Raw genomic sequence first — 22,823 nt, forward strand, 5'->3', positions numbered from 1 at the left:
CCGAACTCGGCGACTGCGCGTCCTAGATTTCAAGCGACAAGAACAGCGTGGGACTAGGGGGAGCGATGGGTCGATGCGGCGAGCGCCACGCAGCGTGGCGACGGGCGACAAGCGAGCAATCGCGCAGTAGGCCCGTGATCCGGCTGCGCTGCAACGCAATCGACGGTGCCGAGCGGCAGCGCAATACGCCGCGAATCGTGCCGCCCGAGACCGACGACTATGCCTGAGGGAGCTCGCTTGCGGCCGCTTCGTCGAGGAGCCACACCGTTGCGTTCTTGCCACGAGCACCTGCTGACGGAATGTCGTCCGAGGACGCGCCGCCGATGGCCGCGGCCACGGCCTCGGCTTTGTTCGCACCGGACACGACGAGCCAGACCTCTTTGGCACGCTGGACGGCAGGCAGGGTCAGCGTGACCCGAACCGGCGGCGGCTTCGGCGAATCCGTCACGGCGACAACCGTTGCGGACGTCTCCCGAACTGCGTCGGTGTGCGGAAACAGCGAGTTCACGTGACCTTCGCCGCCCATGCCGAGCAGGTGAATATCGAACTCGTCGGGCACGAGCTGCGCGTAGGCAGCGGCAGCCACAGCAGGGTTGTCGTCGAACGCACCATCCGACGGCGCCATCGGGAAGACACGCGACTCGTCGACCGGGACGTGGTCGAGGAGCGCGTCACGCGCCTGCAGTTCGTTTCGTTCGGAGTCCTCGTACGGGACGAAGCGATCGTCACCCCAGTAGATGTCGATCGCGGACCAGTCGATGTCGCCCGGATCCTTGCGGACGGCTTTGAGCAGACCGATTCCCGTGCCGCCGCCGGTCAGCACGACGGACGCGCTGCCGCGCTCGCGTTGCGCCGAGACCACGGCGGCTACGAAGCGACGTGCGGCGGCGTCGACGAGCGCATCGGTATCGGCATACCGCTCGACGATCACTTCACTCATACGTGACCCTTTCCAGACCGCGCAGCGCTGATTCGTAGATCTCGTCGGCGTCGAATCGCCGCAGATCTTCAGCGAGACAGTCTTGAGTTTTCCTGCGCGCCAGGGCAAGGCGCTTGTCGGGCTGTCCGGTCCGGATGATGGTGGCGGTTCGCCCTGTCTGCGGCCGGCTGATCGTGATCGACGACGTCCTACGGTGCAGCTCGACGCTCAGCAGGCCTTCGAGCCTGGTCACCGGGCAGTCGAGCCGGATGGCGAGCCAACCGGCCAGGACGTCCAGCGCGGGTTCTTCCGCCAACCCCGAGATGGTCACGGACTCGACTGGCTCGAAAGGTGGCTCGTCCAACGCTGCGGTCAAGAGCGCACGCCAGTACGTGATCCGGCTCCAAGCCAGATCGGTGTCGCCCGCGGCATAGGTTTCGCGCCGAGCCCGTATCGCAGCCAGCGGGTCCGGCTCGTTGGTTGCGTCGGTGATACGCCGTATTGCCAACTTGCCGACCGGATCCTGCGACGGCGCTGCGGGTGCGCCGCGTGGCCACCAGGCGACGACAGGCGTGTCGGGCAGCAGGAACGGAGTGACCACACTGCTCTCGTGCTCGGATAGTTCGCCCTGCAGGCGCAGGACGATGACCTCCGAGGCACCCGACTCGCCACCGAGCCGAATCTGTGCGTCGAGTCGGTTCTCGGCCTCCCGGTCGCCACGAGCAAGCACGATCACGCGACAGGGGTGCTCTTTACTCGCCTCGTTGGCGGCTTCGATCGCTTCCTCGGCGTCGTTGTCGTCGAGAACACAGACGACGAGGGTCAGCACCCGTCCGCTGGTGACGATCCCGTGCATCTCGCGGAGTTCGACGATCTTCTTGTTGATCGCGGACGTCGTGGCATCCGGTACCTCGACAATCACGGTCGTCTCCATTCGCGCCCGGTTCGTTCGAGCATGCGATCAGCGGACGCTGGACCCCAGGTACCTGACTCGTACTCTTCCGGCTTTCCGTGCTCCGCCCAGTGGTCGAGCGCCGGATCCAATATGCGCCAGGACAATTCGACCTCCGCATTGACCGGGAACAGCGACGGCACACCCAGGAGCACGTCCAGGATCAAACGTTCGTATGCCTCGGGCGAGGACTCGGTGAAGGCTTGGCCGTAGCTGAAGTCCATGTTGACGTCGCGGACCTCCATGCTCGAACCGGGAACCTTGGAACCGAATCGCATGGTGACGCCCTCGTCCGGCTGGACGCGGATGACGATCGCGTTCTGGCCGAGTTCTTCGGTCATCGTCTTCTCGAACGGCAGGTGCGGCGCGCGCTTGAAGACGACGGCGATCTCGGTGACCCTGCGCCCGAGTCGTTTACCGGTCCGCAGGTAGAACGGGACGCCCGCCCAGCGTCGCGTGTCGACCTCGAGTGTGATGGCGGCGTAGGTCTCAGTTTTCGAGTCCTTCGCGAACCCTTCTTCTTCCAGCAGACCGACAACAGGCACGCTGCCCTGCCAGCCAGGTCCGTATTGGCCGCGCGCAGTCGTATCGTCCAGCGGTTCGATCAGCCGCGTCGAGGACAAAACCTTGATCTTCTCGGCCTGCAGTTCGGAAGGTTCGAAGTTGATCGGCTCTTCCATCGCGGTGAACGCGAGCAGTTGGAGGAGATGGTTCTGGATGACATCACGTGCGGCGCCGATTCCGTCGTAATAGCCTGCGCGCCCGCCAAGTCCGATGTCCTCGGCCATGGTGATCTGGACATGGTCCACGTAGTGCGCGTTCCAGATGGGATCGAAGAGCTGGTTGGCAAAGCGCAGCGCCAAGATGTTCTGTACGGTTTCCTTGCCGAGGTAGTGATCGATCCGGAACACCGTGTGCTCGGGAAAGACCTTGTTCACCAAGGCATTCAGCTCCTTGGCGCTCGCGAGATCATGACCGAACGGCTTCTCGATGACGACGCGGCGCCATTCGTCCGGTTCGGGATCGGCGAGACCGGACTTGGAAAGCTGCTCGAGCACAACGGGAAACGCGCCTGGCGGGATCGACAGGTAGAAGGCGTGGTTACCTCCTGTGCCACGTTCTTCGTCAAGGTCCTTCAGAGTCTGCGCGAGCCGTGTGAAGGCCTCGGCATCGTCGAAAGTCCCCTTGACAAAACGCGTGCCTTCCGCGATCCGCTCCCACACCTCGTCACGAAACTTGGTGCGCGAGTGCTCTTTTACCGCTTCCTTGACAATCTCCGCGAAGTCTTCGTGCGCCCAGTCACGCCGGGCGAAACCGACCAGCGCGAAGCCTGGCGGTAACAGACCTCGGCTGGCCAGGTCGTACACGGCCGGCATCAGCTTCTTGCGGGCGAGATCGCCGGTGACACCGAAGATCACCAAGCTGCAAGGACCGGCAATATGGGGAACTCGTTTGTCCTGCTCGTCGCGCAGTGGGTTGACCCACTGCGCGACGGACTCGGCTGCCACGTCTCAGTTCGCGTCCGCGGCGGCCTTCATAGTCTCCGCAGTCGCGTCCAGCAGCTCCTGCCAGGACTTCATGAACTTGTCGACGCCCTCCGACTCGAGCACGCCGAACACGTCGTTCAGGTCGACACCCGCGCCGCTGACCTGATCGAAGATCTGCTGTGCAGCACCTGACTGTCCTGTGACGGCGTCACCGTGGATCTCGCCGTGGTCGGCGACAGCCTGCAGGGTCTTCTCGGGCATCGTGTTGACGGTGTTCGGCGCCGCGAGTTCGGTGACGTACATGACGTCGGAGTACTCGGGGTTCTTCACACCGGTCGATGCCCACAGCGGACGCTGGCGGTTCGCACCTGCAGCTTCGAGGTCCGCAAATGCCGTGCCGGGCTCGAAGTTCTCCTGGTAGGCGGCATATGCGAGAACCGCGTTCGCAATGCCGGCCTTGCCGCGCAATCCGAGCGCCTCGTCGGTGCCGATTGCTTCGAGTCGCTTGTCGATCTCGGAGTCGACACGCGAGACGAAGAACGATGCGACCGAGTGGATCTTGCTGAGGTCGCGGCCGGCTTCCTTCGCGATCTTCAGACCTTCGAGATAGGCCTCCATGACCGCGCGGTGCCGCTCCACCGAGAAGATCAAGGTGACGTTGACACTGATGCCTTCACCGATCGCCTGCGTGATCGCAGGCAGACCCGGGAGGGTTGCCGGGATCTTGATCAGCACGTTCGGCCGGTCGACGATCTTCCACAGCTCGATGGCCTGCGCCACCGTCTTGTCGGTGTCGAAGGCCAGGAACGGATCGACCTCGATCGACACACGACCGTCGCGGCCGTTGGTTGCCTCGTAGATCGGCGCGAAAACATCACACGCCGAGCGCACGTCGTCCGTGGTGATCGTGCGGATCAACTCTTCGACAGACGCACCGCGCGAGGCGAGTTCCTGCACTTCGCCGTCGTAGGAGTCGCCGTTGCTGAGCGCACCCTGGAAGATCGTCGGGTTGGTCGTGACGCCGACAACGCTGCGCGTCTCGATCAGCTCGGTCAGATTGCCGCTCTGAATGCGCTCGCGCGACAGATCGTCGAGCCACACGGATACGCCGACGCTCGATAGCTCGGCGAGGTTGGGGTTCTGGGTCATCGTCTATCCCTTCGCTGTGGTGAGTGCACGCTTCGCAGCCGCGGTGACCGCTTCGGACGTGATGCCGAACTCGCGGAACAGTGTTTCGAAATCGGCGGAGGCGCCGAAGTGCTCGATCGAGATGATCTCGCCGGCGTCGCCGACGAATCGGTACCACGGCATGGCGATACCGGCTTCGACGGCCACACGAGCCTTCACCGACGGCGGCAGAACCTCGTCGCGGTAGCTCTTGTCCTGGGCGTCGAACCACTCGACACAGGGCATCGAGACGACCCGTGTCGGGACGCCGTCAGCCTCGAGGCTTGCGCGCGCCGAGACGGCCAACTGCAGCTCCGAGCCGGTTGCGATGATGATTGCCTCCGGGGTACCGCCCGAGGCCTCGGCCAGGATGTACCCGCCTTTGGAGACACCCTCGTAGCTGGTGCCTTCCAGCACCGGCAGGTTCTGGCGGGTCAGCGCCAGGCCGGCCGGGCGATGATTTCCGACGTCCCGGCCCTGGTCGATCACGGCGCGCCAGGCGTGCGCGGTCTCGTTGGCGTCGCCCGGGCGGACGACGTCGAGGCCGGGAATCGCACGCAGGGCGGCCAGGGTTTCGATCGGCTGGTGGGTCGGTCCGTCCTCGCCGAGCCCGATCGAGTCGTGGGTCCAGACATAGATCGTCGGCAGCTTCATCAGTGCGGCGAGCCGGACGGCAGGCCGCATGTAGTCGCTGAAGATCAGGAACGTACCGCCGTACGGACGGGTCGGACCGTGCAGCGCAATGCCGTTGAGGATCGAGCCCATTGCGTGCTCACGGACGCCGAAATGCAGCGTGCGGCCGTACGGGTGGGCTTTCCAGGCCCCCGTGGTGATCGACTCGGGGCCGAAGGACAGCGAGCCCTTGATCGTCGTGTTGTTGCTCTCGGCGAGGTCCGCGGACCCGCCCCAGAGTTCCGGCAGGACCGGTCCCAGCGCATCCAGCACAGCTGCCGAAGCCTTGCGGGTGGCGACACCCTTCGGATCGACATCCCACGACGGCAGCCCGTCGTACCAGCCGTCGGGCAATTGCCGGCCGTGCAGACGATCGAAGAGCGCCTTGGCTTCGGGTGACCGCTCGGCCCAGGCGTCGAAGGCGGTTTGCCATTCCTTGTGCGCGGCAGCGCCGCGATCGGCAGCCTCCCGCGTGTGCGCGATGACCTCGTCGGTGACCTCGAACGACTTCTCGGGATCGAAACCGAGCGCGGACTTGACTGCCGCAACCTCGTCCTTGCCGAGCGCGGCACCGTGCGCGGCGCCCGTGTTCATCTTGTTCGGCGCCGGGTAGCCGATGATCGTGCGGAGCAGGATGAACGACGGCCGGCTCGTCTCGGCCTTCGCAGCCGCCAGCGCTTCCTCGATCGCGACAACATCCTCGCCGCCGTTGACGACCTGAACGTGCCAGCCGTAGGCCTCGTACCGGGCGGCGGTGTCCTCGGACAGTGCGATCGCCGTGTCGTCTTCGATCGAAATCTTGTTGTCGTCGTAGATCACGACGAGGTTGCCAAGCTGCTGCACACCGGCAAGGGAGGAGGCCTCGGACGTCACACCCTCTTCGATGTCGCCGTCGGAGGCGATGACGTAGATGTGATGATCGAACGGGCTCTCGCCGGGCGCGGCGTCCGGATCGAACAGCCCGCGCTCGCGGCGTGCGGCCATGGCCATGCCGACCGCGGACGCAAGACCCTGGCCGAGCGGGCCGGTCGTGATCTCCACGCCCTTGGTGTGGCCGTGCTCAGGGTGGCCCGGAGTGAGTGAACCCCAGGTGCGCAGCGCCTCGAGGTCGGCGAGCTCGAGGCCGAAGCCCGCGAGGTAGAGCTGGATGTAGAGCGTGAGACTCGAGTGACCGCACGACAGCACGAAGCGGTCGCGTCCTGGCCAATCGGGATCGGTGGGGTCATGGCGCATCGTCCGCTGGAAGAGCGTGTAGGCCAACGGCGCCAGGCTCATTGCGGTGCCGGGGTGGCCGTTTCCGACCTTCTGCACGGCGTCTGCTGCGAGCACGCGCACGGTGTCGACGGCCCTTGTGTCCAGAGCGGTCCAGTTCGACGGGTGGTTCGGCTGGGTTAGGGCGCGGATGTCGTCCGATATCGACACGAGCAGAGGTCTCCTCATCAGATTGCAGGTACTGCTCAACACTAGTAGTCGTGTGCGCCCGCCGTCCGCCCATCGTGGCATCGGAGTTGCGAGAATTCGCCGAGCGTCCCACTTTTGTAACCGCCGCGCCCCAGAACCGGGGGTTCGGCGATGTCGCGTCAGGTCGGGCGTCTACCATCGTGCGTAGTAGCGGCGGGATCAAGACCCTGTGCGCTACTTCGAAATGGGCCGGGTCGGTCGCGCATGCGAGCGGTGTCGAAGAGGCGCGAACGCGCGGTGCAAGGAGTGAGAGTGCGGATAGGGCAACAGCGCGGTGGCCATGGCCTCGGCGTCTCACCGTCCGAACCGGACTCGTCCGCAGTCGCGGTCCAGCCGGTGATTCCGCCGCTGTACCAGCGCATTCTCGCGCGGCCGCTGATGTACCTGGCGCTGACCAAGCCCCGCGTCATCGAGCTGCTGCTCGTCGCGACGATTCCGACAATGTTGCTGGCCGATCGTGGTCGCGTCGACATCGTGCTCATCGTCGCAACGCTGTTCGGCGGCTGGCTCGGTGCGGCCAGCGCGAACACGCTCAACTGTGTCGCCGATGCCGATATCGACAAGAAGATGAAGCGGACCGCGCGTCGGCCACTGGCGCGGGAAGCCGTTCCGACGTCGCATGCCTTCGTCTTCGGCGTCGTTCTCGGTCTCGCGTCCTTCGCCTGGCTGTGGTGGCAGGCCAACCTGCTCAGCGGGTTGCTGGTCGTCGGCACGATCCTGTTCTACGTTTTCGTCTATACGCTCGGCCTCAAGCGCCGGACCTCGCAGAACGTCGTCTGGGGTGGCGCGGCCGGCTGTATGCCCGTCCTCGTCGGCTGGGCCGCAGTCACGGGGACCGTCGGCTGGCCGGCATTCGTGCTGTTCGCGGTTATTTTCTTCTGGACGCCGCCGCACACCTGGGCACTCGCCATGCGCTACAAGGAAGACTATCGAGCGGCCGGTGTGCCCATGCTTCCCGTCGTGGCGACGGAGGAGAAGGTCACGAAGCAGATCGTCGTTTACACCTGGCTGACCGTCGCGGCGACGATGGCGCTCGTTCCGGCAACAGGCGCCGTCTACGCCGCAATCGCGCTCGTCGCGGGAGCCTGGTTCCTGCTCATGGCGCATCAGTTGTACGCCGGCGTACGGCGTGGCGAATCGGTCAAGCCACTGAAGCTTTTCTTGCAGTCCAACAACTACCTTGCGGTGGTTTTCTTCGGTCTGGCCGTCGACTCGCTGCTCGGCTGGCGAACTTTCGGCGATATTCTCAGCTGACTTTTCGGTTGTTCTCGATTTCGCTTTCCTGATCGATCAGTGCTGCCAGGATTGGCACGATGACGGCAGCAGTCGCAGGACCAGACATCGACGCAATCAGCGTCAACACGATTCGCACGCTCTGCATCGACGCCGTTCAGGCCGCGAACTCAGGTCACCCCGGCACGCCCATGGCCATGGCTCCGGTTGTGTACCAGCTCTGGCAGAACGTGCTCAGGTTCGATCCTGCCGACCCGGTGTGGCCGAACCGCGACCGGTTCGTACTCTCCGCCGGCCATGCGTCGACCCTGCTGTATTCGATCCTCCACCTGACAGGCGTGCAGGCCGTCGATTCTGCCTACGAGACGGTCGGCAAACCGTCGGTGGAGCTCGCCGATCTGAAGAAGTTCCGCCAGCTCGACTCGAAGTGTCCCGGTCACCCCGAATACCGTTGGACCTCGGGAATCGAGTGCACCACAGGCCCGCTCGGCACCGGCTTCGCCACGAGCGTCGGTATTGCGATCGCCAGCAATTGGCTCGCTGCGAACTACAACAGGCCTGGTCACGACCTGTTCGGATTCAACGTCTACGCCCTCGGCGGTGACGGCTGCATGATGGAGGGCGTCGCGTCCGAGGCCGCGTCGCTCGCGGCGCATTTGAAGCTGTCGAACCTCTGCTGGATCTACGACAACAACAAGATCACGATCGAAGGTTCGACCGACATCGCGTTCACCGAAGACGTCGCGACGCGTTTCATCGGCTACGGCTGGAACGTCACACGGGTCGGTGACGCGAACGACCTGCGGATGCTCGGCAGGGCATTCGAGACGTTCGCAAAGTCGACCGATCGTCCGACTCTGATCATCGTCGACAGCCATATCGCCTACGGCGCGCCCACCAAACAGGGGACCGCGTCGGCGCACGGCGAGCCGCTCGGTGTCGACGAAGTCGCCGCCACGAAGGCGTTCTACGGATTCCCGCCCGACGAGCAGTTCTACGTGCCCGACGGCGTGTACGACAACTTCGCGAACGGCATCGGGACGCGCGGGCGCCAACTGCGCGAAGAGTGGGAAACAAAGTTCCAGAAGTACCGCGCAGAATTCCCGGACCTCGCCGACCAACTCGAGCGAATGCAACGCCGCGAACTTCCGGATGATTGGGACGCAGGCTTGACCGATTTTCCGGCAGATCCGAAGGGTCTCGCGTCGCGCGCATCGTCGGGCAAGGTCCTCAACGCGCTTGCGCAGCACTATCCCTGGCTGATCGGGGGAGCAGCGGACCTCGCACCGTCGACCAAGACTCTCCTCACCTTCGACGGTGCCGGCGCGCTGCAGGCGGAGACACCCGGCGGCCGGAACATGCACTTCGGCGTGCGCGAGTTCGCTGCCGCCACGATCGCGAATGGCTTGGCAGTCAGCAAGATTCGGCCGTACTGGTCGGGCTTTATGATCTTCTCCGACTTCGCGCGCGGGGCGATACGGCTCTCCGCGATCATGGAGATTCCGACGATTCACATCTTCACGCACGACTCGATCGGTGTCGGCGAGGACGGCCCGACACATCAGCCGGTCGAGCAATTGCTTTCGTTGCGCGCGATTCCCGGTCTTCTCGTCATCAGGCCGGCGGACGCGAACGAGGTCGTCGAGGCGTGGCGGCTCATCGCCGCCTTGAAACATGAGCCTGCGGCCTTGATTCTGTCGCGGCAAGATCTGCCCACGCTGGACCGGACCGTGTACGCGTCGGCGGCAAACCTCGCAAAGGGCGCGTACGTCCTCGCGTCAGCCGACAACCCCGAGGTGATTCTCATGGCCACGGGCAGCGAGGTCGGGCTGGTCGTCGGCGCGTACGAGCAGCTCACCGCGGAAGGCATTGCGGCGCGGGTGGTCAGCATGCCGTGTCTGGAACTGTTCGAGCAGCAGTCACAGGAGTACCGCGACAGCGTGCTGCCGCCGTCCGTGCGTGCGAGAGTGGCCGTCGAGCAGGCATCGACTCTCGGGTGGCACCGCTACGTCGGTCTCGACGGCGCCGTCATCGGTATGGAGACCTTTGGCGCATCGGCGCCGCTCAAGGAGTTGCTGACAAAGTTCGGCTTCACGCCCGACCGCGTGATCGAGACCGCGAAGCAGGTGATGAGCCGCTAGCGCGGTACGAGTGCCCCGACGAGGTTGGCCTGCTTGATCGGTACGTCCTGGTTGGTCTGCACCTGGCACAGCAGGTTGACCGAGACGATGCCGGCGTCCACGACCACTCCCATGGGTTCGTTGTCGTTGCCCGACTGCTCTTTGATGGCCTTGGTGATCGTCTGGCGCTGCTTGTTCTGGTCCTGCTTCACGAACTCCTTGCAGGGTGTGTCCCCGCCTTCGTTGAGCGCTTTCTCGATATCGGAACAGCCGGCGAGGAGAAACGCCGCGATGACGACTCCGACCGCCGCCGACCTGGTGATGACATGCATTGCGCAGCTCCCGACTGGCGTGCGAGCGACGCCGGTGAGGTCAGGGTACGAGCACGATCGAACCGGTCGTCTTGCGACCCTCCAGATCTCGGTGTGCGGCGGCAGCGTGCTCGAGCGGGTACTGGGCGCCGATCCGAATCTGCAGTGCGCCCTTGGCAATTGCCGCGAAGATTTCGGAGCTGCGCCACAGCAGTTCGGCGCGGTCGCGGGTGTAGTGCACCAGCGTCGGGCGGGTGAGAAACAAGGAGCCCATGCCGGACAATCGCTGCGGGTCGAACGGCGGGACCTTTCCGCTTGCCGCCCCGAAGAGCGCAAGCGTGCCACGAATGCGCAGTGCCGCCAGGCTGGCTTCGAACGTGTCCTTGCCGACGCCGTCGTAGACCGCGGCCACGCCGGTGCCGTCGGTGAGGTCGCGGACCTCATTGGCGAGATCTGGGCCGTACCGAAGCACCTCAGCCGCGCCCGCCTCGCGTGACAACGTCTCCTTCTCGTCGGTGGAGACGGTTGTGATGACGCGGGCGCCCTTTTCCACGGCGAGTTGGGTCAGTACCAAACCGACGCCGCCCGCGCCCGCATGCACGAGGACGGTCTCGCCCGGCGCGGGCGTGTAGATCGAATTGAGCAGGTAGTGCGCCGTCATGCCCTGCAGCAGCACGGACGCGGCTTCCGATGCTGCGACACCGTCGGGCACGGGCACTGCCTTGTCGGCATCGACCGCGACCTTCTCGGCGTAGCTGTCGTCAGCGGAGGCCCATGCGACTCGGTCGCCGACAGTGAACTCGGTGACCTCGTCGCCGACCGCCTCGACGACGCCGGTCCCCTCGGCACCAGGGATGTAGGGCACGTCGCGCGGGTAGGCGCCCGTGCGGAAATACGTGTCGATGAAGTTCACACCGATCGCGTCGGTGTGGACCAGAACCTGGTTCGGGGTGATCGTGGGGTCCGGGGTTTCGACAAGTTCGAGAACGTCCGGACCACCGTGCTGCGAAACTCGAATGGCGCGCATGAGTCCGTTCTACCGCACGGCGTTGTTAGACAGGTTGGCGCACAGCCGTTGCCGGCGTTGTGTCGGGCACCCGACCGACCGCCTCGCGGGTGCGCCCTGCCGCCCAGAGTGCGGCTGTCGCCGCGGTGCATGCGGCAGCACCACCGACGTGAATGGCCACCAGCGCGGCTGGGACGTCGGTGAAGTACTGCACGAGCCCGACGAGCCCCTGAGCGAGAACGAGGGCGAGCAGAACCCGCAGTCGGACGTGCACGGTCCTGGGCGCGCGAACCGCGTACAGGCCGAAGGCAAGACCGATCAGCAGTGCAAGGTAGCCGACGACGAACTGCGAGTGCAGATGCACGAGCGTCACGATCTCGACCTCGAGGCGGGGGACCGTGCGGTCCAGGCTCTTGTCGCCGGCGTGCGGGCCCGCTGCCGTGACGAGAGTGCCCGCAACCAGCGTCCCCGCCAGAGCTGCGCCCGAAAGGGCGGTGAGCCACCGCAGCGGCGCAGGGACGGCCGTGACAATGACTCCGTCGTCCGGTTCGGTGATCTTGTTGTAGAGCAGGACTGCGAGCCAGACCATTGCCATCGACGCGATCAAGTGGATGGCGACGGTCCACCACAGCAGACCGGTCCGCACCGTGATGCCGCCGATGACCGCCTGGACGACCGTTCCGCCGGGCATCAGCCACGCGAACGCGACGACCTCGCGGCGGCGGTGCGCACGAGTGACGGCGAGGACGATCGCGGCGGCGAAGAGCACGACCACAGAGGTCAGCATCCGGTTGCCGAACTCGACAGCCTGGTGGACGACGGCGACTTCGGAAACGCCCACCGGGGTGAAGCTGCCGGGGAAGCATTGCGGCCAGGTCGGGCAACCGAGGCCTGACGCGGTCACGCGGACGATCGCCCCGGTCACCGCGATACCGGCCTGCGTGAGGATCACGCCGATCGCGATCCACCGCTGCACGCGTAGTGACGGAAGCGGGAGACGATCGACCAGGCTGAGGTAGCCGCGATAAAGCACGTCTCGATGGTACTGGCTGTCAACTACAGCGTGTCGTTGGCTATCAGGTGAAGCGGAACAACTTCGTCGCCGCCCAGCCGCCAACGATGGCCCAAGCTGCGAGAACGGCGAATGCGAACCAGTCAACCGAGGAGGCGACAGCCTCTTTCAGGCCGTGGGCCAGTGCGCCCGACGGAATTACCCGAGCGATCATGCGGACTGCCTCGGGCAGCTGGTCGGAGGCGAACACGACGCTCCCGATACCGAGCATGACGAACCAGAGGACGTTCGCAAGTGCCAGCACGATCTCGGCCTTCAACGTGCCGCCCAGCAGGAGGCCGAGCGCAGCGAACGTCACAGTGCCGAGCCCGATCACGACCGCACCGAGGGCAAGCCCCGTCAGGTCCGGACGCCAACCGAGGGCAACTCCGATGAGACCGAGGATTATCGCCTGAATCGTGACGACAATCACCACCGCGGCGCTCTTGCCCGCGATGATTCCCCACGTCGGCAGGGGAGTTGCGCCGAGTCGTTTCAACGCTCCGTAGCGTCGGTCGAACCCGACCGCAATGGCCTGACCGGTGAAAGCGGTCGACATGACGGCGACCATCATCACACCCGGAACCACGCTGTCGACCCGGTTGTCTCCGAGGTCGCCGAACGGGAGCACACATAGTCCGATCAGCAGCGTGACCGGGATGAACATGGTCAGGAGCAGCTGCTCACCATTGCGCAGCAACAGGATCAGCTCGAGTTTGGTCTGCGCGGCCAGCATGCGGGTCGGCACGTTCGGCCGTGGGTCGGGCGTGAAGGTGCCCGGCTGAAAACGGCTGGTCATCATCGCAATTCCCGCCCGGTCAGATCGAGGAAGACGTCTTCGAGTCGGCGTTGGTCGACGCGCAGGTCGGTAGCGAGTACGCCGATCCGTGCGCACCATGCGGTGACGGTCGCAAGCACCTGCGGGTTGATGTCGCCCTGGATCAGGTAGGACCCGGGCGAGCTCTCGCGCGGTTCGAAACCCTCGGGCAGCGCGGTCACGAGCAGGGTGAGGTCGAGGTTCGGTGGCGCCGAGAACCGTAACTGACCGTCCGCGCCACGGGTCGTGACCTCGGCCGGAGTGCCGGAAGCAACGACTTTGCCGTGGTCGATGATGACGAGTTCGTCCGCGAGCTGTTCGGCTTCGTCCATCATGTGCGTGGTCAGCAGGACGGTCACGCCGTCGCGGCGTAGCGAGTCGATCAATTCCCAGACGAGCAGACGGCCCTGGGTGTCCATGCCTGCGGTGGGCTCGTCGAGAAACACCAGTTCCGGCCTACCTACGAGCGCGCAGGCGAGCGCGAGTCGCTGCTGCTGACCACCTGAGAGTCGCCTGTAAGGGGTCTTCGCGGCGTCCAGGAGGCCGAGGGTGCGCAGCAGCCAGTCGGGACTGAGCGGATTCGCCGAGTACGACGCGACGAGCGCGAGCATCTCGCCGGCCCGGGAGCCGGGATACGCGCCGCCGCCCTGCAACATCACACCGATGCGGGCGCGCAGAGCCGCAGAGTCTTTCGTGGGATCGAGCCCGAGCACGCGGACCTCGCCTGCGTCCGGCGCGCCGAATCCCTCGCACATCTCGACGGTGGTCGTTTTTCCTGCGCCGTTGGGTCCGAGCAGTGCCAGGACCTGCGATTGCTGGACTTCGAGGTCCAATCCATCGACCGCTGTCACCGCTCCGAATCGCTTCACGACGCCCTGCAGGCGCACCACAGGCTGGGTCGCGCGGACCGCCCCCGCCTTCGATGTTCCTGTCGTCACGGAGACTTAGCGTATTCGGTCGGCGCGGGCTCCTCGGCCAGCGCCCCGGTCTCACTGCGCCACGGCAGCAGGTTGCGGGTCGCGAGGATGAGCGCGCCGCAGATGATCACAGTCGCGATTGCGGCCTGCACGATGACGAAAGGTTCCTCGTCCTTGCCGCTCGGCATCAAGATCACGCTGACGATCGAGGAGAAGCAGATCGTCGGGAGGCGGAAGGCCGGTCTGGTCGCCCAGGCGGCGAGCGGAACCACTGCCCAGAGCAGGTACCAGGGCTGCACCACCGGGAACAGGAGCACAAGGGCGCCGAGCGCGACACCGAGGGCGCCGACCGCGTGCAGTCGGTTGGTATAGGTCGCCACGAGCATGCGAATTGCGATGTAGACCGCACACAGGGCGGCGATCGGTCGTGTCAGGCTCAGGAGCGCGGTCGTGTGGTCGCCGAGCCCGAGCAGTACGCCGCCGAACCCGGTCACGATCCCGATCGAGGTGGGCAGCGACATCCAACTGCGGACCGCATTAGCCGTACCAAGGGTGTGGATCCAGCCGAATCCGAGACCGCTGGCCGTACTGATGGCAAGCGTCACCGACGCGGCGATCACCCCGAGCAGTGCTGCCGATGCGAGCACACTTCGCCAATTCATGCCCCAGCGATGCGCAAGTGCCATTCCTACGAAACCCAGGGCGATCAACGCCGGAATCTTGATGGTCGAACCGAGCGCTATCACGGCGCAGCCGCCGACGAGCAAGGCGAAGTTTGCCCCTCGCAAGGGGTCGGCACTCTGGATGGCGCGCATCGCGAGTTCCATGCCGGCCAGCATGAGTCCGAGCATCAACGCCTCGTTGTGGACGCCGCTGACCAGGTGAAACAGCAGAAGAGGATTGGCGGCGCCGAGCCACAGTGCACTGACCGCCGACACTCCGCAGCGTTTGGCCAGGCGCGGTAGCGCCCACACGATCAGTGCGACGCCACCGAGCGCGAGCAATCGGTGAAAGAAGATGCCGGCAATGATGTTTTCGCCGGTGAAGTTCGATATCCCGCGGCCGAGCCACAGCGACAGCGGGCCGTAGGGCGCAGGTGTCTCACGCCAGATGTTCGGGACTGTGCGCGTGAGGACGTGCCCGTCACCCAATGCGGTCTTCGGCCCGACCTCGTAGGGGTCGAGTCCACGCGCTGTGATCTCGCTCTGCGCCAGGTAGGAGTACACGTCGCGGCTGAACATCGGCGGCGCGATGGAAAGCGGAACGATCCAGAGCAAGAGTGTCCGGTCGAGCTGGGAACGGGTCATCCGCCGCGGTGGTTCGCCATTGCGGGTCCGGCCGATCGCGTACCGGCCGAGGAGCAGCCACGCCATCACAACCATGACGGTGCCGGTCATCGTGATCGTCATCGCAGCGATGTAGGTGCGGGCGAACAGGCCCAGAATCCGGACGCCGTAGGTCGGGTTCTGCAGGACCGGCTGAGCCCCGACGCCGAGTGCGCCGATTGCCATCAGAACGGTTCCTGTCGAGCCGAACAGCCTTATATAGCGAAGTCGAAGGGTCTCGCGTTGGTTCAGTCCCGGTACTTCGTGCTCGTCCTTGTGCAGGACCGCGACGGTGTGGTCGGGTGTGGGAACGTCCAAGCCCAGTGCCCGACGCCCGAGATGCCGCAGGCGGTCGAATACCGGCACAGCGCCCGTCGGTTCGTCGTCGTCATGCCCCGCTGCCACACCGGCAGCCTAGTGGGGAAGCGGCGAGCTCTGAGCAGCGGATGTTAATCAGGGCACCCTTGCTAGACCCGCTCGCTGAATTCCGTCACACTAGTGTTGTGAAAACATTCGGCAACCCGGATGCGGGCGACTACGGGACGGTCCAGAACACCGTCGCCGCGGCCGACGCTGCTCCCGTTGCCGTGTCACACGATGGCCACACCCGCTCGGCAGTCGTCAAATTGCTGCTCGAGGAAGGCCCGATCACAGCCGGCGCAATCGGATCCAAACTGGGTTTGAGCGCCGCCGGCGTGCGCAGACACCTGGATGCCCTGATCGAGGGCGGCGAAGCCCGCGCGACGACGTCGGCGAGCTGGCAGCAGCGCGGGCGCGGCAGGCCGGCAAAGCAGTTCCAGCTGACTCCCCGGGGTCGAGGCAAGCTCGGCCACGCATACGACGACCTCGCGGGCGCTGCCATGCGGCAGCTTCGTGAGATCGGCGGCGATTCCGCAATCGAGGTTTTCGCCCGCAAGCGCGTCGCCGCGATCGTCGGCGATGTCGCCCCGCTCGGCCACGATTCCAAAGATTCCACGGTGGCCAAGGCGGACGAAATCGCTGAGGCCTTCACCAATGCCGGATTCGCCGCGACGACGCGAAAAGTCGGCACCGGAGTACAGATCTGCCAGCATCATTGCCCGGTTTCGCATGTGGCAGAAGAGTTTCCGGAACTGTGCGCAGCAGAGCTGGACGCATTCCGCGATCTGCTCGGCACGCACGTGCAGCGACTTGCGACGATCGCGAACGGCGATTGCGCCTGTACGACCCACGTTCCCCTGATTCCGGTTCGAAAAGTTGCAGTATCGGTCGGCGCACAGCCCGCGTCGGCAACCACGAGACTTCGGAAGGAAGTCGAATGACCGTCACCACAGACCAGACGGCACCGCTGACCCAGGACGAGGCGATCGCCTCGCTGGGCAAATACGGCTACGGCTGGGCGGATTCCGATGTCGCGGGAGCCAGCGCCAAGCGCGGTCTCTCCGACGCCGTCGTGCGCGATATCTCCGATAAGAAGAGCGAACCCGAGTGGATGCTCGAGGCACGCCTCAAGGCGCTGCGCATCTTCGACCGCAAGCCGATGCCCAACTGGGGTTCCGATCTGAGCGGCATCGACTTCGACAACATCAAGTACTTCGTCCGGTCGAGCGAAAAGCAGGCCGCGACGTGGGACGATCTGCCTGCTGACATCAAGAACACCTACGACAAGCTGGGCATCCCCGAGGCCGAGAAGCAGCGCCTCGTCTCCGGCGTTGCCGCTCAGTACGAGTCCGAGGTCGTCTACCACTCGATCCGCGAGGATCTCGAGAAGCAGGGCGTGCTCTTCCTCGACACCGATACGGCGCTGAAAGAGCAGCCGGAACTGTTCCGGCAGTACTTCGGCACCGTGATTCCGGCCGGCGACAACAAGTTCTCCGCGCTGAACACGGCCGTGTGGTCGGGTGGCTCGTTCATCTACGTCCCGCCGGGCGTCCACGTCGACATCCCGCTGCAGGCCTACTTCCGGATCAACACCGAGAACATGGGCCAGTTCGAGCGCACGCTGATCATCGTCGACGAGGGTGCCTACGTGCACTACGTCGAGGGCTGTACTGCGCCGATCTACAAGTCGGACTCGCTGCACTCCGCGGTTGTCGAGATCATCGTCAAGAAGGGTGGCCGCTGCCGGTACACCACGATCCAGAACTGGTCGAACAACGTCTACAACCTGGTCACCAAGCGTGCCAAGGCAGAGGCGGGCGCGACCATGGAGTGGATCGACGGCAACATCGGTTCCAAGGTCACCATGAAGTACCCGGCAGTCTGGATGACCGGTGAGCACGCCCATGGCGAGGTTCTCTCGGTTGCATTCGCCGGCGAGGGTCAGCACCAGGACACCGGCGCGAAGATGCTGCACCTGGCGCCGCACACGTCGTCGACGATCATCAGCAAGTCCGTCGCCCGTGGCGGTGGCCGCGCGTCCTACCGCGGACTCGTTCAGGTGAACAAGGGTGCCTACGGCTCGAAGTCGACCGTGAAGTGCGATGCGCTGCTCGTCGACACAATCAGCCGCTCCGACACGTATCCCTACGTCGACATCCGCGAGGACGACGTGACGATGGGCCACGAGGCCACGGTCTCGAAGGTCAGCGACGATCAGTTGTTCTACCTCATGAGTCGAGGCCTTTCCGAGGACGAGGCAATGGCCATGGTCGTTCGCGGGTTCGTCGAGCCGATCGCCAAGGAACTCCCGATGGAGTACGCGCTCGAGCTGAACCGGCTCATCGAGCTGCAAATGGAAGGGTCTGTGGGTTAGTGGGAACTCCAACGGGAGTGGTAGAGGCAGTCGAGGGCGAAAACCCCAAACCCGTCCAGAACCCAGGTGCCGGTGCGGCAACCAACAAGGGCGAGGTTTTCACGTCGTTCGATGTGAACCAGTTCGAGGTGCCGTCCGGCCGTGACGAAGTGTGGCGGTTCACGCCGATGCGCCGGCTCCGCGGATTGCATGACGGGACTGCAGTTGCCGACGGTACTGCGACCGTCGAGGTTCGCGGCGAAGGCGTGACCGTCGAGACGGTCGGTCGCGACGATGCGCGGCTCGGTCAAGCGGGTGTGCCGTCGGATCGAGTTGCGGCGCAGGCCTATTCGGGATTCGACAGCGCGACGGTCGTTTCCGTCGCCAAGGAGCACGAGGTCGCCGAGGCGGTCGTCGTTTCCGTTACCGGCCCCGGCGAAGGCAAAACGGCCTACGGCCACACGCAGATTCGGCTCGAGCAGTTCGCCAAGGCGACGGTCGTCATCGACCAACAGGGCAGCGGTACCTACGCGGAGAACATCGAGTTCGTCGTGGGCGACAGCGCTTCGCTTACTGTTGTCGTGGTTCAGGATTGGGCCGACGACGCAGTGCACACGACCGCACATCACGCCAAGCTCGGCCGGGACGCGGTGCTTCGGCACACGTCCGTCACGCTCGGTGGCGACCTGGTGCGCCTGACTGCGACAGTGCGCTACGACGGTCCCGGCGGCGACGCCGAACTGCTCGGCCTCTACTTCGCCGACGCCGGCCAGCACTTCGAGCAGCGCCTGCTCGTCGATCATGCGCAGCCGCACTGCAAGTCGCGTGTGACCTACAAGGGCGCCCTGCAGGGTGATCCCAATTCGGGCAAGCCCGATGCTCACACCGTCTGGGTTGGCGACGTGCTGATTCGCGTAGCCGCAGAAGGCACGGACACGTTCGAGCTCAACCGGAACCTCGTGCTCACCGACGGTGCGCGCGCGGACTCGGTGCCGAACCTCGAGATCGAGACCGGTGAGATCCTCGGAGCCGGGCACGCTAGTGCGACAGGACGATTCGACGACGAGCAGCTGTTCTATCTGCGCGCGCGCGGAATTCCGGAGGATCAGGCGCGACGTCTCGTCGTCCGCGGGTTCTTCCACGAGATCATCAACAAAATCGCCGTGCCGGAGATCCGCGATCGACTCGAAGCAGCCATCGAAGTCGAGCTCGCCGCGGTCGGCGCCTGAAACCTATTACCCCATAAGGACATTCGAATGACCACGCTGGAAATCAAAGACCTACACGTCGAGGTCGCAAACCCTGACGAGAACGCGGAGCCGATCAGCATCCTCAAGGGCGTGAACCTCACGGTTCGCTCCGGCGAGACGCACGCGATCATGGGACCGAACGGTTCCGGCAAGTCGACCCTGTCGTACGCGATCGCTGGCCACCCCAAGTACACGGTGACCTCGGGTTCGATCACGCTCGACGGTGAAGACGTGCTGGCCATGAGCGTTGACGAACGTGCGCGGGCGGGTCTGTTCCTCGCGATGCAGTACCCGGTCGAGGTCCCCGGCGTGTCTATGTCGAACTTCCTTCGCACCGCCGCCACAGCGGTCCGCGGCGAGGCTCCGAAGCTGCGCCACTGGGTCAAAGAGGCCAAGACAGCGATGGCCGAGCTCGAGATCGACCCGTCGTTCGGCGAGCGTTCGGTGAACGAGGGTTTCTCGGGCGGCGAGAAGAAGCGTCACGAGATTCTTCAGCTCGGGCTGCTCAAGCCGAAGATCGCAATCCTCGACGAGACCGACTCCGGTCTCGACGTCGACGCACTGCGCGTCGTCTCCGAGGGCGTCAACCGCTACAAGGAGCGCGAGAACGGCGGCGTGCTCCTGATCACGCACTACACCCGGATTCTCAAGTACATCGCGCCGGAGTACGTCCACGTCTTCATCGGCGGCAAGATCGTCGCCGAAGGTGGCCCCGAGCTGGCCGACGAACTCGATGCCAACGGCTACGTACGATTCACCCAGGCCGCGACAGCAGGAGCCTAGCTGTGACCAGCACAGTCGGAACGCTCGACGTCACACGAATCAGGGCGGATTTCCCGATCCTGAGCCGGACCGTGCGCGACGGGAAACCGTTGGTGTACCTGGATTCCGGCGCGACGTCGCAGCGTCCACTGCAGGTTCTCGACGCGGAGCGTGAGTTCCTGACTACGAGAAATGCCGCCGTACACCGCGGTGCCCACCAGCTTGCCGAAGAGGCGACGGACGCGTACGAAGACGCTCGTGCCGACATCGCGCGGTTCGTTGGGGTCGACGTCGACGAGGTCGTGTTCACGAAGAACGCGACCGAGTCGCTGAACGTCGTCACGTATGCGTTGTCGGACGACCGTTTCCCGTACGCGCTGGGACCGGGCGATGAGATCGTCATCACCGAACTCGAACACCACGCGAATCTAGTTCCGTGGCAAGAACTTGCGCGGCGTACCGGAGCGACGCTCAAGTGGTACAGCGTGACCGACGAAGGTCGCATCGACCTCGATTCGCTCGAGCTCACCGAAGCCGTGAAGGTCGTCGCGTTCACGCACCAGTCGAACGTGACGGGCGCGGTTGCTCCCGTAGCCGAGTTGGTTCGTCGGGCACGAGCGGTCGGCGCATTGGTGGTGCTCGATGCGTGCCAGTCCGTGCCGCACATGCCCGTGAACTTTCACGAACTCGACGTGGACTTCGCCGCGTTCTCCGGGCACAAGATGCTCGGTCCCTCGGGTGTCGGCGTCCTGTATGCCAAACGTGAGCTGCTCGCGAGCGCGCCACCTTTCCTCACCGGTGGCTCGATGATCGAGACAGTGACCATGGAGGTCAGCACGTACGCCCCGCCGCCGCAGCGGTTCGAGGCCGGCGTGCCGATGACGTCGCAGGTCGTCGGCCTCGGTGCCGCTGTCCGGTACCTCGAGGCAATCGGCATGGACGCGGTTGCGGCACACGAACATGTCCTGGTGTCTGCTGCGCTCGAAGGTTTGAGCGCCATCGACGGCGTTCGCATCGTCGGACCGACCGAGAATGTGGACCGTGGGGGAGCAGTCGCGTTCGTCGTCGACGGCATTCACGCACACGACCTCGGCCAGATTCTCGACGACGAAGGTGTCGCGATTCGCGTCGGGCACCACTGCGCGTGGCCGTTGCACCGCAAGTTCGGTGTCGCTGCGACCGCACGAGCATCGTTTGCGGTCTACAACACGTTGGACGAGGTCGACGCGCTGGTGGCGGCGGTTCGGAAGGCTCAAGCGTTCTTCGGGGTTGTATAGACCATGCGCATGGAGCAGATGTACCAGGAAGTGATCCTCGATCACTACAAGCACCCGCATGCGCGAGGCCTGCGTGAGCCGTTCGGCGCCGAGGTCCATCACGTCAACCCGACGTGTGGTGACGAGGTGACGCTGCGTGTGCAGATCGTCGACGACAAGGTGACCGACGTTTCCTACGACGGTCAGGGCTGCTCGATCAGCCAGGCGTCGACGTCGGTACTCACCGACCAGGTCATCGGGCTGCAGCTCGAGGAGGCTCTGCGCGTCGTCGATGCGTTCAACGAGATGATCAGCAGCCGGGGTACCGTCGAAGGCGATGAAGACGTGATCGGTGACGGAATCGCTTTCGCCGGTGTATCGAAGTACCCAGCGCGGGTGAAATGCGCGCTGCTGGGATGGATGGCTTTCAAAGACGCCGTTGTTCGTATCAACGGGAGACAGGCAGCATCATGACTGAAACAGCGAACACTGAAACCACCAGCGCAGAGAACGCCGCGTTCCTCGATGACATCGAGGAAGCGATGCGCGACGTCGTCGACCCCGAACTCGGGATCAACGTCGTCGACCTTGGGCTTGTCTACGGCATCCAGGTGGATGACGAGCAGGTAGCGCTGATCGACATGACCCTGACCTCGGCGGCCTGCCCGTTGACCGATGTCATCGAAGATCAGACGAGGAACGCGCTGGTCCGCAGCGGACTGTGCTCCGACCTGAAGATCAACTGGGTCTGGATGCCGCCGTGGGGTCCGGACAAGATCACCGACGACGGCCGCGAGCAGCTTCGCGCCTTGGGTTTCACGGTCTGACAACTTCCGCGCGCCACGCCGCGCAAAGACGACTCCGCGCATTCTCCAGTCGATGCGCACCCTGCGGGGTGTGCGCATCACCGGAGGGTGCGCGGGGTTGTTTGTGCCGCCTCTAGCGCGGGGGGCGTGGTGATCACGAGCATCGGGTCAGCCCTGTGTGGTGATCACGAGCATCGGGTCAGGGACACGCCGTGGGCGTGCGCCATTTGCTCGGTCTCACGGCCGGGCGTGGTGATCACGAGCATCGGGTTAGGGACACGCCGTGGGCACGCGCCTTTTGCTCGGTCTCACGGCCGGGTGCGGTGATCACGAGCATCGGGTTAGGGACACCTCGTGGGGGTGCGCCATTTGCTCGGTCTCACGGCCGGGCGCGGTGATCACGAGCATCGGGTCAGGGACACGCCGGGCGCATGCGCCATTTGCTCGGTCTCACGGCCGGGCGCGGTGATCACGAGCATCGGGTCAGCCCCGTGTGGTGATCACGAGCATCGGGTCAGGGACACACCGTAGGCACGCGCCTTTTGCTCGCTCTCACCAAAGCCAACCTTGATCACGACCAAATGGCTTTCGTCCATCG

General features: G+C 64.9%; 21 protein-coding genes. 10 read left to right on the forward strand and 11 right to left on the reverse strand.

Translation table 11 applies throughout. The annotated features are described in order from the left end of the window. Positions 1-47 precede the first annotated feature (47 nt). Positions 48-227: a hypothetical protein gene (locus JGU72_RS11845; RefSeq protein ID WP_199684101.1), complete on the forward strand. Its 180-nt coding sequence runs from the start codon at positions 48-50 to the stop codon at positions 225-227. Here the strand turns inward: JGU72_RS11845 and pgl are convergent. The 5 genes from pgl to tkt (JGU72_RS11870) are packed head-to-tail and all read right to left on the reverse strand — an operon-like array spanning position 218 to position 6,619. After that, the gene (gene pgl, locus JGU72_RS11850; RefSeq protein WP_199684102.1) at positions 218-940 is read right to left on the reverse strand and encodes a 6-phosphogluconolactonase; all 723 of its coding nucleotides are present in this window, start codon (positions 938-940) and stop codon (positions 218-220) included. The two genes, JGU72_RS11845 and pgl, sit on opposite strands and share 10 nt — an antisense overlap. Then, on the reverse strand, positions 933-1,841 hold the full coding sequence (gene opcA / locus JGU72_RS11855) for a glucose-6-phosphate dehydrogenase assembly protein OpcA (protein WP_199684103.1): 909 nt from the start codon (positions 1,839-1,841) through the stop codon (positions 933-935). The genes pgl and opcA overlap by 8 nt, the downstream gene beginning before the upstream one ends. Then, on the reverse strand, positions 1,838-3,379 hold the full coding sequence (gene zwf / locus JGU72_RS11860; RefSeq protein ID WP_199684104.1) for a glucose-6-phosphate dehydrogenase: 1,542 nt from the start codon (positions 3,377-3,379) through the stop codon (positions 1,838-1,840). The genes opcA and zwf overlap by 4 nt, the downstream gene beginning before the upstream one ends. Before the next feature lie 3 nt (positions 3,380-3,382). Next, positions 3,383-4,507 (reverse strand): transaldolase, encoded by a 1,125-nt coding sequence (tal, locus tag JGU72_RS11865; protein ID WP_199684105.1) that lies wholly within the window; start codon positions 4,505-4,507, stop codon positions 3,383-3,385. Between the two features lie 3 nt (positions 4,508-4,510). After that, on the reverse strand, positions 4,511-6,619 hold the full coding sequence (tkt, locus tag JGU72_RS11870; protein WP_199684106.1) for a transketolase: 2,109 nt from the start codon (positions 6,617-6,619) through the stop codon (positions 4,511-4,513). Between the two features lie 243 nt (positions 6,620-6,862). Here tkt (JGU72_RS11870) and JGU72_RS11875 point away from each other — a divergent pair, with 243 nt between their 5' ends. Both JGU72_RS11875 and tkt (JGU72_RS11880) read left to right on the forward strand, forming a co-directional pair. Continuing rightward, positions 6,863-7,912: a heme o synthase gene (locus JGU72_RS11875; RefSeq protein WP_199684107.1), complete on the forward strand. Its 1,050-nt coding sequence runs from the start codon at positions 6,863-6,865 to the stop codon at positions 7,910-7,912. A gap of 59 nt (positions 7,913-7,971) precedes the next feature. Beyond that, entirely contained in the window at positions 7,972-10,032 is a 2,061-nt protein-coding gene (gene tkt, locus JGU72_RS11880; RefSeq protein ID WP_199684108.1) for a transketolase, read from the forward strand. Here the strand turns inward: tkt (JGU72_RS11880) and JGU72_RS11885 are convergent. The 6 genes from JGU72_RS11885 to mptB are packed head-to-tail and all read right to left on the reverse strand — an operon-like array spanning position 10,029 to position 15,804. After that, positions 10,029-10,343 (reverse strand): hypothetical protein, encoded by a 315-nt coding sequence (locus JGU72_RS11885; RefSeq protein ID WP_199684109.1) that lies wholly within the window; start codon positions 10,341-10,343, stop codon positions 10,029-10,031. The two genes, tkt (JGU72_RS11880) and JGU72_RS11885, sit on opposite strands and share 4 nt — an antisense overlap. A 40-nt stretch (positions 10,344-10,383) precedes the next feature. Then, on the reverse strand, positions 10,384-11,349 hold the full coding sequence (locus JGU72_RS11890) for a quinone oxidoreductase family protein (RefSeq protein ID WP_199684110.1): 966 nt from the start codon (positions 11,347-11,349) through the stop codon (positions 10,384-10,386). 25 nt (positions 11,350-11,374) lie between these two features. Continuing rightward, positions 11,375-12,361 carry a COX15/CtaA family protein gene (locus JGU72_RS11895; protein WP_199684111.1) on the reverse strand — a complete coding sequence of 329 codons (987 nt, stop codon included), beginning with the start codon at positions 12,359-12,361 and terminating at the stop codon, positions 11,375-11,377. A gap of 43 nt (positions 12,362-12,404) precedes the next feature. Continuing rightward, a complete protein-coding gene (locus JGU72_RS11900) occupies positions 12,405-13,181 on the reverse strand; it encodes an ABC transporter permease (RefSeq protein ID WP_199684112.1) in 777 nt (258 codons plus the stop codon). Continuing rightward, positions 13,178-14,134: an ABC transporter ATP-binding protein gene (locus JGU72_RS11905; protein WP_307828398.1), complete on the reverse strand. Its 957-nt coding sequence runs from the start codon at positions 14,132-14,134 to the stop codon at positions 13,178-13,180. Before JGU72_RS11905 ends, JGU72_RS11900 begins: the two co-directional genes overlap by 4 nt. Continuing rightward, the gene (mptB, locus tag JGU72_RS11910) at positions 14,131-15,804 is read right to left on the reverse strand and encodes a polyprenol phosphomannose-dependent alpha 1,6 mannosyltransferase MptB (protein WP_307828442.1); all 1,674 of its coding nucleotides are present in this window, start codon (positions 15,802-15,804) and stop codon (positions 14,131-14,133) included. Before mptB ends, JGU72_RS11905 begins: the two co-directional genes overlap by 4 nt. Positions 15,805-15,884: 80 nt before the next feature. Between mptB and JGU72_RS11915 the strand changes: the two genes are divergently transcribed. Genes JGU72_RS11915 through JGU72_RS11945 form a run of 7 tightly spaced genes read left to right on the forward strand, consistent with a single transcriptional unit; the run spans position 15,885 to position 22,246 of the window. Continuing rightward, the gene (locus JGU72_RS11915; protein ID WP_233531886.1) at positions 15,885-16,739 is read left to right on the forward strand and encodes a helix-turn-helix transcriptional regulator; all 855 of its coding nucleotides are present in this window, start codon (positions 15,885-15,887) and stop codon (positions 16,737-16,739) included. Continuing rightward, positions 16,736-18,172: a Fe-S cluster assembly protein SufB gene (gene sufB, locus JGU72_RS11920; RefSeq protein WP_199684113.1), complete on the forward strand. Its 1,437-nt coding sequence runs from the start codon at positions 16,736-16,738 to the stop codon at positions 18,170-18,172. The genes JGU72_RS11915 and sufB overlap by 4 nt, the downstream gene beginning before the upstream one ends. Further along, on the forward strand, positions 18,172-19,380 hold the full coding sequence (gene sufD / locus JGU72_RS11925; RefSeq protein ID WP_199684114.1) for a Fe-S cluster assembly protein SufD: 1,209 nt from the start codon (positions 18,172-18,174) through the stop codon (positions 19,378-19,380). Before sufB ends, sufD begins: the two co-directional genes overlap by 1 nt. Positions 19,381-19,407: 27 nt before the next feature. After that, positions 19,408-20,184, forward strand: a complete 777-nt coding sequence (gene sufC / locus JGU72_RS11930) for a Fe-S cluster assembly ATPase SufC (RefSeq protein ID WP_199684115.1) — start codon at positions 19,408-19,410, stop codon at positions 20,182-20,184. A 2-nt stretch (positions 20,185-20,186) separates the two neighbouring features. After that, positions 20,187-21,440, forward strand: coding sequence for a cysteine desulfurase (locus JGU72_RS11935; RefSeq protein ID WP_199684116.1), 1,254 nt, complete (start codon positions 20,187-20,189; stop codon positions 21,438-21,440). A gap of 3 nt (positions 21,441-21,443) precedes the next feature. Further along, on the forward strand, positions 21,444-21,893 hold the full coding sequence (sufU, locus tag JGU72_RS11940) for a Fe-S cluster assembly sulfur transfer protein SufU (RefSeq protein ID WP_199684117.1): 450 nt from the start codon (positions 21,444-21,446) through the stop codon (positions 21,891-21,893). Beyond that, positions 21,890-22,246 (forward strand): metal-sulfur cluster assembly factor, encoded by a 357-nt coding sequence (locus JGU72_RS11945; RefSeq protein WP_199684118.1) that lies wholly within the window; start codon positions 21,890-21,892, stop codon positions 22,244-22,246. The genes sufU and JGU72_RS11945 overlap by 4 nt, the downstream gene beginning before the upstream one ends. Positions 22,247-22,823 lie beyond the last annotated feature (577 nt).

It is taken from the genome of Antrihabitans auranticaus (assembly GCF_016481275.1).
GTDB lineage: Bacteria > Actinomycetota > Actinomycetes > Mycobacteriales > Mycobacteriaceae > Antrihabitans.